Genomic DNA, 12,367 nt, shown 5'->3' on the forward strand with positions numbered 1-12,367 from the left:
TAACTTACGCCTTACGGCTCTTTGGATCCAACGCATCTTTTACGGCGTCGCCCATCATAATAAAGGCGAGAACAGTAATAGCGAGCGCAATAGACGGATAGAACAAAACTTCTGGATTTGTAGTAAGAACATTCCTAGCGGTAGAAATATCTACACCCCAGCTAACGGTCGTAGTTGGCAAACCAATACCAAGGAAGCTAAGTGTTGCTTCCAAAACAATGTAAGAACCAAGGGATGTTGTTCCTACAACAATGATTGGGGCCAGCGAGTTTGGAATAATATGACGGAAAAGATTACGCATTGGAGTTGAACCTAAAGCTGTAGAAGCCGTATTAAACTCAAGATTCTTGGATTCCATAACGGCACTTCTTGCGATTCGAGCAACGCCTACCCATCCAAAGAGAACCATAACAAACACGATTTTCCAAATCGACTTAGATGTGCGGAACATTTGCAAAACTACGATTGCACCCAACAGCATTGGTAGAGCCAGGAAGATATCGGTGATTCGGCTAAGAACCGCATCAATCCATCCGCCAAAGAATCCAGCCAAAGCTCCAATTAGCGAACCAACTAACACCACTAAAGCCGTTGCGAGCAAGCCAACGCTTAAAGATGTACGTGTTCCATATACAACTCGAGCGTAAATATCGCATCCTTGCATGTCGAATCCAAACGGATGTGCAGCAGAAGCTGGCTCAAGCGAATGCTCCAAAACACAGTAATTAGGATTGTGCTTTGTGAGAGCGCCTGGGAAGAGCGCAACAAAAATAATTGCAATAATCAAAATTGCAGAAACAATAAACAATGGATTTCTGCGCAAAGATCTCCAAGCATCAGCCCACATGCTTGTAGCTGGAGCAGATTCGTCTACAGAATCAACTTCTTGAAGAGGCGTATCGTCAAGAGGAGCAACATAGCGTTCCTGACCTGGCAATGTGTTGTAATTTGCATTATTTGTAATCAAATTATCTTCCATCAAATTATCTTCCATAATGTGCTCTCCTTACGCGTAGCGAATGCGCGGATCTAGAGCCGCGTACAACATGTCAACAAGAAGATTGCTGACTACAAATATCAACATAAGAAGCGTAACTATAGAAACAACAAGGTTTCCTTCTCCTTTTAGTATTCCCTGATACGTAAGGAATCCAACGCCATGAATGTTGAAGATTGTTTCCGAAATCATTGCGCCGCCCATAAGAGCGCCCAAATCTTGACCTAAGAATGTAACAACAGGAATAAGCGAGTTACGCAAAATGTGTCGAACAATAACGGAGCCTTCTTTTAAGCCCTTTGCGCGAGCCGTGCGCACGTAATCAAGCGATATGTTTGACGAAATTTCCGACCTTGTAAGTCGAATAATATACGCCATTGACACGGATCCAAGAACTATCGCAGGAAGAAGAAGATCATAGAATCCAGGATCATTGCTTGCTGTAACAGGCATAATATGCCACTTAACACCAAACACGTATTGTCCAATAAAGCCAGTAACAAATGTTGGCACAGAAATAAGAAGAAGTGATACAACCAGGATTACACTGTCGTACCACTTTCCTTTCTTTAAGCCAGAGATTATGCCGAAAGCTACGCCGAACAAGGCTTCAAAGGCAAACGCCATCAACGCAAGCTTAATGGTTACTGGGAATGCGCGACCAATTTCGTCAATTACTGGCTGACCAGCAAAAGTATGTCCAAAATCAAGAGTAAGCGCATTCTTTAAGAACAACAAATATTGAATAATAAATGGCTTATCCAAGTTATACTCGGCACGAATTTGCGCTTCTACAGCATGGTTAATTGGCTTATCTCCAAACATTGCTTTTACTGGATCTCCAGGCAAAGCAAACACCAAAGCGTATACCAACAATGTTGTGCCGAGAACCACAGGAATCATCTGCAAAACGCGACGCAGAACGTATTTACCCATTGGTTTCTCCTTATATATTTACTTAAAAATTCGCATAGCACACACCCAACTTGTGGCTTGCATATTGATTTAACCCAACCTAAGTAAAAACACAAAGTGCTGCCTCGAACAGCGGATAGAATTTTGTAATTTTATTCGCCATTCGAAGGCAGCAGCACGTTTTTACATGCTATTAAATTATGGTTTATTTTTTAATAGCTACTTGATATTAATAGCTACTTGATTTTGATCTTTACTTGTGGAGCTTGTAGTAAAGTGGCATATTCTGCCAATCCATTACAAAGCCCTTCAAGCTTGGAACCATAACAGCCTTAGCGTTCGAGTAGAACAGTGGTACGTATGGAAGATCCTCAAGAAGAATCTCGTTAGCTTGCTGATAAAGCTTAGTTGCCTCAGCTTGCTTAGAAGAAGAAGCCTTCTTAAGCAAAGCATCGAACTTAGGATTCTTGTAATCAGCTTCGTTAGAACCATTGCCATCTGCAGCAACGGAAGCAAATTCCTGAGTCAAGTAGTTTTCTGGGCTTGGGTAATCTGGCATCCAGCCTGCACGCCATGCACCTTTAATCTGACGCTGTTCGCATGCGTTACGGAACTCTTGGAATGTTGGAACTGGAGTGGTTTCAGCATTAATTCCAAGATGATTCTTGAGGGAGTTTACAACTGCGTCGAACACAGACTTAGCGTTGCCATCGGCGTTGTAAGTAAAGGTAAGAGGACCATCATACTTAGAGATCTTGTCTGCCTTTGCCCAAAGTTCCTTAGCCTTTGCGGCATTAAACTTAAGGTTTTCATGTCCCTTAAGATCTGCCTTGTATCCTGGAGTCAAAGGAGAAGTGAACTCGTTTGCAGGAGATGCAGTGTTGTTAAGAACCTTCTTGATGATGGTTTCGCGGTCGATTGCCATAGAAACAGCTTGACGACGCAAGCGGCCTTCTTCGGTAGTTACATCGAAATGTGGCAATTTTGCAGGAATACCGAACTGCTGGATTACAGAACCTGGACGGTTGTATGCCTTCACAGTGGTGTCCTTTTGGAAAGTCTTGGTTTCGGTATCTGGAATGTTATCGGTCATATCAAGATTGCCAGACTGAACATCGCGGTAAGCAGCGGTGCCGTCGGTGTAGATCTTAAAGGTAATGCCGTCATTCTTAGCCTTGCGTGGGCCATCGTAATCTGGGTTCTTTACAAGTTCGATCTGCTTGTTGTGATCCCAAGACTTAAACAAGTATGGTCCAGAAGAAACTGGTTTTTCGCCATAAGCCTTTGGATTCTTGTAGAAGGATTCTGGAAGAGGAGCGAATGCAAGGTAACCAACCTTAATAGCAAACACAGAATCTGGCTGGTTCAAATCAACAGTAAAGGTGTACTTATCTACAACCTTTAAGCCAGAAAGCTGCTCGTCGCCCTTAGTATCATTCTTCTGCAAGTCTTCGTAGCCCTTAATGGTCTGGAAGAAGGAAGAGCACTTCTGAGCATTCTTAGCGTTTGCTACAAAGCTCCAAGCCTTAGTAAAGCTTTCTGCGGTGATTGGAGTGCCATCGCTGAACTTCTTATCTTTTTTAAGCTTAACAGTGTATTGGGTTGCATCGGCGTTTGGAGTTACGCTCTCGGCATCTTCATTTACCGTGTTGCCCTTTTCATCAAAAGTGACCAACATGGAGTTGACCAATAGAGCAGGACGACCACCAGCATTTTCGTTAATGTTTCCAGGAACAAGCTCGTTCTGAGGCTCGGAGTTGTTTACAGTAATAACAACCTTGCCACCATTTGTTTGAGCGGTCTTCGAGGCAGAAGAACCGCATCCACCGAGCAGCATAGCAACCGAGCACGCAGCTGCGGCAAAAAGTAATGCCTTATTCTTCATATGTTTTCTCCTAACGTCGGGTATGGCAGGATTCAATTAAATATCACGAAAAAGTCTCATTACAAGCTTTGCAGGCTTTTACAGGCTTAATAAATAAAATCCACCTAGTATTTATTGCCAGATGGATTCTTTGCAAAGCCAATAAGGAGGCCTCTTCGTTGATTAAAATTCAATCATACGGATTTTATTAAACAACGCAAGCTAAAAGTCTAAATGTAAAATTTACTGTTATTTTGTCTATAAATCATAAAAACAACTATTATAATAGAAAAATATTAGATTAAATCGTATTTTAGATGATATTTTGCCAAGTCTTTTACATTTGTATAGATATTACAAAAATGTAAATTTGCACTAGAAATATGTAACAATTATGTTAAACGATGCAAAATATGCAACAAGATGATTAAGTATTAATCAAAATAAAAGTGGTGTAAATTCGCACCCAAATGTACGATTCTACACCACTTAATAAATAAAATCAAATGAATATTGAAATTATTTTTAAAATATTTTTATTATATTTTCACCTATTGGTAAATACTACTTAGACTCGCTAGCCTGATGTTCAAGAGCAGCCGCCACTAAACCAGCAAACAGTGGATGAGGCTTAGTTGGTCGAGACTTAAACTCTGGATGAGCCTGAGTTGCCACATAGAATGGGTGAACTTCCTTTGGAAGCTCCACAAACTCAGTCAAATTACCATCTGGGCTTTGACCGCTAATACGCAAGCCGGCTTCACGCAAACGATCCTTATACGCCACGTTCACCTCATAACGGTGACGGTGACGCTCAGTAACATGCGTAGTACCGTAAAGCTCAGCAACAATAGACCCTTCTTCAAGAAGAGCAGGATAAGAGCCGAGTCGCATTGTGTGACCCATATCTCCCTTACCGTCCACAATATCCTTCTGCTCTTCCATAGTTGCGATTACTGGATCGCCACAATCCTTCTCGAACTCAGTGGAATTAGCATCCTCAAGTCCAAGAACGTGACGAGCATACTCAATAACCATAGATTGCAAGCCAAGGCAAAGACCAAGCGTTGGCAAACCATGCTCGCGAGCGTAACGCAAAGCGCCAATCTTACCTTCAATACCGCGAATTCCGAAGCCGCCTGGAATAACCATGCCATCCATTTGGTCAAGAGCCGCCGCCGCACCTTCTTGAGTTTCGCACTTGTCGGCAGCAACCCAGCGCACGTTAACCTTAGCCCAGTTTGCAAAACCGCCAGCCTTAATAGCCTCAGTAACAGAAAGATATGCATCTGGCAAATCAATGTACTTGCCAACAATTGCAATGTTTAGCTCATGCTTTGGATGATGCACGCGCTCAAGCAAATCTTCCCACTCGTTCCAATCAACATCGTGGAATGGAAGCTCAAGCTCACGAACAACGTAAGCATCCAAGCCCTCGTTGAACAAAATCTTCGGCACATCGTAAATGCTTGGAGCGTCAACGCAGTTCACAACGCCTTCAGCGTCAACATCGCACATAAGCGAAATTTTGTCTTTAATGCCTTGATTAAGCGGACGATCCGAACGCAAAACAAGCGCGTCTGGAGAAATACCAAGAGAGCGGAGCATCATCACAGAATGCTGAGTTGGCTTAGTCTTTAATTCGTGAGCTGCGGCTATATAAGGCACCAAAGAAACGTGCACAAACATGCAGTTTTCAGGACCTAAATCGCGACGAACTTCGCGAGCAGCCTCCAAAAATGGCTGGGACTCAATATCGCCAACAGTACCGCCGATTTCCGTAATAATCACGTCTACATCGTCGCTAGCCTGCGCGCGCATACGCGACTTAATTTCGCCAGTAATATGCGGAATAACCTGCACGCACTGACCCAAATATTCGCCAGCACGCTCCTTACGAAGCACAGACTGATAAATCTGACCAGTTGTAACATTCGCTTTTTGACTTAAGAAAACATCGAGGAATCGCTCGTAATGACCAATATCAAGATCTGTTTCTGCGCCGTCTTCTGTAACGTAAACCTCACCATGTTGGAATGGGTTCATTGTACCCGGGTCAACATTGATATAAGGATCGAGTTTTTGTTGTAAAACGTGAAGACCACGACTACGCAAAAGTCTGCCTAATGAAGATGCAGTAAGACCTTTTCCGAGGGACGAAACAACGCCACCAGTGACAAAAATATGCTTTGTAATATGCTCCTGAGAGTTACCATGTTTTCTTCTAACCATGGAACTCCATAGTATCTTCGAGCCTCGACTCGGAAGAATAATTGAAAAGTCAAATCAAAGTCAAATCAAATGAGCAACAGCCTCGAGCGCAAGCTTATATCCATACAGTCCCATGCCTGTAATAGTTCCAGTTGCAACAGGACTAATCACGCTTATTTTCCGGAAAGAATCGCGGGCAGAAGGATTAGAAATATGCACTTCCATTAGTGGCACTCCAGCATCTAAAACCATGTGCGCAGCATCCGCGAGCGCATAACTGTAGTGCGTAAAAGCAGCAGGATTCATAACTACTGGCGTATGAGTATCAGCAGCTTCGTGCATCCAATGAACCATTTGCGCTTCGTCGTCGCTTTGGTGAACTTCCACTTGTAAATTAAGCTCTTGTGCCCACTTTTTGCAAAGCGCGCACAACGTTTCAAAATCTTGACTGCCATAAACGTCTGGCTGACGAACGCCTAATCGCCCCAAATTTGGGCCATTTACTACTAAAACTTTACGGATGTTTATAGTGTTTTCTGCATCTACCATTTTCTAACCTCTAATCTTATTAAACGCTTCGCGAATCGCCTCCAGCGGCGGATTATCTAAGTGAATCGGGTTTCCAATCCCGTCTAAAACAACAAATCGTAAGGTGTTGCCTCTAGCTTTTTTATCTTTATGCATCAAGTCAAGAACCTTAGCAAAAGCATCGTCATTATTGCCGCCGCCATTCCAAGATATTGGCAATCCAAGTGATTTTAAAAGCGAGCGATGATACTCAACGTCTTCTGGACTTAAATAGCCCAAAATTTGCGCAAGGCTCGCCGCAAAAACCATTCCAACAGCAACCGCGTTTCCATGACGCCAAGAAAAATGCTCGATTTGCTCAATCGCATGCCCTAAAGTATGCCCATAATTCAAAAACTCGCGCAAACCTTGTTCTTTTAAGTCGTTAGAAACGTGGTATGCCTTAACGCGCACGCTTTTTTCTATTAGATCGCAAACCATATTATTTAAATCTGCATCGTCTAAAATAGAAGGACCATCAACAGAGCGCAACTTGCTAGCATTTTGAGGATCTTCCAGAATTTTTAAGATGCTAGAATCGCCAATAAACCCTGATTTTGCAACTTCTCCAAGTCCTTCAACAAAAATATCGTTAGGAAGAGTAGAAAACGCGCAAGTATCTGCCAAAACGCCAGCAGGAGTGTAAAAACTACCAACCAAATTCTTGCCAGCTGCAGTATTTACACCAGTTTTCCCTCCAGTCGAAGCGTCTACCATTGCAAGAAGCGAAGTCGGGCAATTTACGTAGCGGATTCCACGCATCCAAGTAGAAGCAACAAATCCAGCTAAATCCGTAGCTGCTCCACCACCCAAACCAACAATCGCATCTGAACGCGTAAAACCAGCGTTTGCAAGGCGCGACCACACAAAATCCGCAACCTTAACAGTTTTACCAGCCTCTGCGTCTGGAATAAGAATATCGAAAACATCGTAGCCAGATGCGCGCAAAATAGATCTTGCTTTATCGCTATGTCTTTGAACAGGCTGAGTGTGAATTAAAGCTACTCGAACAGGCTGTTTTCCAAGCATTTGAGGTAAAAGACTCATAGCGCCTGCGCCAATATGAACATCGTAATCTTCAATACCTTTACCATCTACATGAACGATTCGTTGCATAATCATATCTTTTACCTTTCTTGCGGCAGGTTTTGGCGTTAATCCGTAAACGCGAGCGTGTAAATTCGCCACTTTGCAAAACACAGGATCACGCTTATCAAACAAATCCATCCATCGTTTTGCGCCATCTTCGCCGCTTAACATAGGACGATTAGAATTCCAGCTTACGCGCTCAATTGCATCACTTGCATTTACTTGCAAATACACAACACGACCGCCTAGCTTTGTATATTTTCTTAAGACATCTTGCGTCTCCTTACGCATTGGAGCACCGCCACCTAGGGCGACTATTGGGGCGGATTGCTCAAAATATGGGAAAATAGCATCTCTAACAATTTGAGTTTCAATATCTCTAAAAGACTCTTCGCCAAAATCCTTAAAATATTGAGCAATCGGCATATTGATTTTTTGCTCAATTAAATCGTCTGTATCTATAAAAGGAACATTCAAAATATGCGCTAATTCCTTGCCAACACGCGTTTTTCCAGCTGCAGGCATGCCGATTATAACGGCTAACGGCATTTGAGTTTGCGATACATCTTGCGAAATGTCTTTCAAAGAATCTCTAAGCGAATCTGGCAAGGAATCATGCAAAGAATCTTCTTCGCTCATCTCATATGCTCTTTCCAAGATTGAACGTAATTTATAGCATTTCTAGCGGTTTCTTCTAGCGAATCTCCACCAAACTTTTCTAACGCATACTTTGCAAGCGTTAATCGAACCATTGCCTCTGCAACTACAGAAGCAGCTGGGACAGCCGTAAAATCGGAGCGCTGATTAATTGCCTGCGCTGGCTGGCCAGTAAGCACATCTACCGTTCGCAAAGCGCGAGGAATGGACGGAATCGGCTTCATTGCAGCGCGCACGCGAATTATCTCTCCATTTGACATTCCGCCTTCAATTCCTCCAGCACGATTGCTAAGGCGCGTGATTTTGCCATCTTCGCCTGTTACGATCTCGTCGTGAGCAACCGAGCCAGGGCGATTTGCTTCTTCGAAACCGTCTCCAATCTCCACGCCTTTAATAGCTTGGATTCCCATAAGCGCCGCAGCCAGTGCCGCATCCAAACGGCGATCCGACTCTACATACGTTCCAACTCCAGCAGGCATGCCGTATGCCAAAACCTCTACTACGCCGCCAAGCGTATCTGCATTTGCTTTTGCTTCATCAATACGAGCAACCATGCGAGCTTCGGCATCTTTATCTAGAGTACGAACTGGCGAAGCATCCAACGCATCAACATCGTCTGGAGTTGGTAGGGGTAAACTTTTGCTTACATATTCGCCGCCGATTCCAATAACGTGCGCAACTGTGCGCACACCCAACGCTTGGTGCAAAAACGCATCAGCTACAGCGCCTAAAGCCACGCGGGAAGCCGTTTCCCTAGCGCTCGAACGCTCCAAAATCTCGCGAGCATCACTAAAACCATATTTACGCATGCCCGTTAAATCCGCATGCCCTGGGCGAGGCCTAGAAAGCGGCGCGTTACGACCTTCCACACTTAAATCATGGTCTAACGGGTCTGCGCTCATCACTTCCACCCACTTTGGCCACTCACTATTTGCGATTTCTATAGCAATTGGAGACCCAAGAGTAACACCGTGGCGAACGCCTGTAAGCAAACGCACTTTGTCTTGCTCAAACTTCATTCGCGCTCCGCGACCATATCCAAGTCGTCTACGCGCAAGAGCAGAAACAATGTCTGCGCTAGTAATCTTAACTCCTGCTGGCACGCCTTCAATCATTGCCACCAGTGCTTCACCATGCGACTCCCCTGCCGTTTGCCATCTAAGCATGCCTTCTCCAATCGCGTTGTGCGTTATATTTATTGTTATACTTCTTGCACTTAATACTGTATTTTATTTTAAATCAATACTAGATTCTAAATTCTTTATTTTACTAACAACTAAGTATTGCTAATAATCTATGAAATAAATCGCAAAAAGCCTTTAACCACATTGAGTAAAATTTGTTGCAATGCAATTTTCGCTTATTTAGCATAATCAAATGAGTCAGTTTATTATAGCGTGTTTATTTGCAACACCAACGCTTGTATGCACGATTGCACTGTGCGCAACGGATTTAGTAAACCGCGTTGTGCCTAGACTTTGGGTTCTACTAGCTGCTTTTGCACAATCTGCAGCAAACCTTATTTTTTCGCTTATTACTTTTCATAATGTTAATTTTCTTTTGCGCGGATGGCTTTGTGCAGTAACAGTTTTTGCAATCTACGTTTTGACGCAAAAACTTTGTGTGCGCGGAGCACTTGGATTTGGCGATGTTACGTGCGCTTCTATGATTGCTCAAGCTTTGGCGCTATTTGGATTTGATTGCATAATCTACTGGTTTGCATTAGTTGGAATATTTGGATTAATTTGGATTTTAGTGTGGAAAATCTGCTCTAAAGTCTGCTTGCGATTTTTCCGCGTGCATCTTGTGCAAAATGAGCAAAATAAAATCCCGTTCGTACCCGTATTAGCTGCATCTTCCATAATCGCCGTTATGTTTTGCGGTTTTTTGTAATTACACAAATACATCGAGAATATCGGTGATAAAAACCACGCAAAAGTTTAAACATGCAAGAGGGCTGGGTGATTCTTGGTCGAACAGTATAAGAGCGGCAGCCGATACCAAATAATCCAATGAGTCACCACTACAAACAAACCTAAACCAAAAAACAAAATCAAAACCAAATCGGAACAACCGCAACAACAACCAACACGTAAGAGGCAGAGCGTTGTGAGACAAGAAACACCCAGCCCTCATACAACAGTAAATAGTAAATATTAAATGTCGTTCGCACGCTCTAAGCGCGCGAACGTCTTCGCTTGCGTTGAAAGCACACTGTGCTTTCAACCTTAAGCAAGCTCAGCGCTCCGAATTACCTTCGCGCGCTACGCTTTAAGCGCGAAGGTAGGTCGTCGCGCTAGTTGGCGTTTTCGTTAGAACGCTTATACTCGTCGCGAATCTTCAAGAAATCATCGTAGTTATCCGCAAACTTAGTTTCGCCGGTCTTTAAGTTAGTGGTAACAAAATAAATCCATGATCCTTTTTCTGGATTAAGCGAAGCCAGAATAGCATTATCTCCAGGAATACTTATAGGAGTAGGCGGCAATCCTTTGCGAATCCTAGTGTTGTATGGATTACTTGCATCATCTAATTGTGCTTGCGTAAGGTTAATTGCCTTAATTCCAATACCGTAAGCAACCGTAGTGTCCATTCCCAAAGGCATGTCTTTAGCTAAACGGTTTAATATTACGCGCGAAACTTTACCATAGTATTCACGATTATTTACTTCCGCTTCCGCAATAGACGCAATTTTGAGAATATCTTGACGCAGTTTTCCTTTAGGAACTCCCAATGAATCAAGTTTCTGAATACGCTTATCTACCATTTTGGCAAGTATTTTAGTAGCAGATTTCATGGATTTTACGTTGTAAACTCCAGGCTCCAACCATCCTTCAAAACTTCCGCCCGCTTCTGGCGGCAAAATCCCCGCTCCGTCTGTTTTTTGAATCGCGTTAAATTGAGCAATGTCAATTCCAGAGATTTGTGCAGCCTTACGAATAACGTCTGTTGATCGTTCTCCTGCTTTAACGTCTAAGAATCCGCCTGCTTTACTTTGATCTGAAAGAATATTTACAACATCAATTGAGTTCATATGCTTTTTGAGCGCATAAATTCCTGGGTATAAAATCTTGTTGTTCGCAGCAACAATATTAGAAAAAGTTGATTGTGACTTTACAACTTGCGCTTTAACAAGATTGTTCCCAACTTCTACAGATCCTTGACCTGGCTCAATCGTAAACTCAACGAATCCGTTTCCAGGTCCTGGCCAATCGTCCATAATCGTAGACTGATTGTTGGTTTTTATGTAAACCGCAACCCTATATAAGCCATATCCAAGAACAAATAGTATTGCAAAAATTAGCGTAAGAATAAACGCTATTATACGTTTTCTCTTACTTTTACGTCGTTTTTGTGCTTTTAAATCTTTGCGCGATTTTGGAGGCACAGGTGGATTAGGAGTTTCGTGGCTCCATTTAGCGTTTTGATTGAAAAAATCGTCTATATTCTCACTCATTAAACGCTTCCTTCCTAATGCAGTCGATTTGCGAATTATTTTGCGAATTATTTTGCGAATTGCTTAAATCTTTTATTGCGATTTGCGAATTGCTTTCTATATTTTTGCAAACATTCTTATAATCGTCAATCGCAGATTGCAAAATCAACACTGCCGATTGCTGATCTACCATAGGACGATGCTTTTTAGTAGAAAAATCAGCATCTAACAGTTGTTTATGAGCTGTAACTGTTGTTAGTCTCTCGTCTTTAAAAACGACTTCTGGAATAAAATCGAGAGACCAATCTCCATAATCAAAAAGCGACTTCATTCTTTTGACTAAATTAGTACCCCAACGACGCGCTTTTTTAGCAGATTTTCCTTCAGTTCCGTCTAATTGCAAAGGAAGACCTATTACAACACGACTAACACTATTATCTTCGATAATGTTTAAAACATCTTCAATCGCATTAAACGAATCACCATAGGATTGAATATTACCGATTGGGTGAGCAAAAGTCAGCTCAGGGTCGGACTTAGAAAGCCCAACCCTGGCATCTCCTAAATCAATACCTAACCACACCATGAATTTTATGCTGCTCTTGGTAAAGATTATATCGTTTTGTTTTAAGCG

Annotated in this window: 9 protein-coding genes and 1 pseudogene; 1 reads left to right on the forward strand and 9 read right to left on the reverse strand. The window is 42.7% G+C overall.

Translation table 11 applies throughout. The features are described from left to right. Positions 1-4 precede the first annotated feature (4 nt). From HXT25_RS01040 to aroC, 7 genes are all read right to left on the reverse strand, one after another. The gene (locus tag HXT25_RS01040) at positions 5-994 is read right to left on the reverse strand and encodes an ABC transporter permease (RefSeq protein ID WP_180372322.1); all 990 of its coding nucleotides are present in this window, start codon (positions 992-994) and stop codon (positions 5-7) included. A 12-nt stretch (positions 995-1,006) separates the two neighbouring features. Then, positions 1,007-1,933, reverse strand: coding sequence for an ABC transporter permease (locus HXT25_RS01045; protein ID WP_004113346.1), 927 nt, complete (start codon positions 1,931-1,933; stop codon positions 1,007-1,009). Between the two features lie 232 nt (positions 1,934-2,165). Next, entirely contained in the window at positions 2,166-3,797 is a 1,632-nt protein-coding gene (locus HXT25_RS01050; RefSeq protein WP_422118594.1) for a peptide ABC transporter substrate-binding protein, read from the reverse strand. Between the two features lie 543 nt (positions 3,798-4,340). After that, entirely contained in the window at positions 4,341-6,008 is a 1,668-nt protein-coding gene (locus HXT25_RS01055; protein WP_004113351.1) for a CTP synthase, read from the reverse strand. 60 nt (positions 6,009-6,068) lie between these two features. Then, a complete protein-coding gene (aroQ, locus tag HXT25_RS01060) occupies positions 6,069-6,536 on the reverse strand; it encodes a type II 3-dehydroquinate dehydratase (RefSeq protein WP_004117433.1) in 468 nt (155 codons plus the stop codon). A 3-nt stretch (positions 6,537-6,539) separates the two neighbouring features. Then, positions 6,540-8,282, reverse strand: coding sequence for a bifunctional shikimate kinase/3-dehydroquinate synthase (locus tag HXT25_RS01065; protein WP_422118595.1), 1,743 nt, complete (start codon positions 8,280-8,282; stop codon positions 6,540-6,542). Continuing rightward, positions 8,279-9,466: a chorismate synthase gene (gene aroC, locus HXT25_RS01070; RefSeq protein WP_422118596.1), complete on the reverse strand. Its 1,188-nt coding sequence runs from the start codon at positions 9,464-9,466 to the stop codon at positions 8,279-8,281. The genes HXT25_RS01065 and aroC overlap by 4 nt, the downstream gene beginning before the upstream one ends. Before the next feature lie 211 nt (positions 9,467-9,677). On the opposite strand from aroC, the gene HXT25_RS01075 reads away from it, so the two are divergent. Next, positions 9,678-10,193 carry a peptidase A24 gene (locus HXT25_RS01075; protein WP_415690831.1) on the forward strand — a complete coding sequence of 172 codons (516 nt, stop codon included), beginning with the start codon at positions 9,678-9,680 and terminating at the stop codon, positions 10,191-10,193. Between the two features lie 403 nt (positions 10,194-10,596). Here the strand turns inward: HXT25_RS01075 and mltG are convergent, their stop codons facing one another. After that, positions 10,597-11,754, reverse strand: coding sequence for an endolytic transglycosylase MltG (mltG, locus tag HXT25_RS01080; RefSeq protein ID WP_422118597.1), 1,158 nt, complete (start codon positions 11,752-11,754; stop codon positions 10,597-10,599). Between the two features lie 100 nt (positions 11,755-11,854). Then, positions 11,855-12,319: pseudogene (gene ruvX, locus HXT25_RS01085) on the reverse strand (Holliday junction resolvase RuvX); the annotation flags it as partial. Positions 12,320-12,367: the final 48 nt, after the last annotated feature.

The organism is Gardnerella sp. DNF00476 (assembly GCF_049262735.1).
Lineage (GTDB): Bacteria > Actinomycetota > Actinomycetes > Actinomycetales > Bifidobacteriaceae > Bifidobacterium > Bifidobacterium vaginale.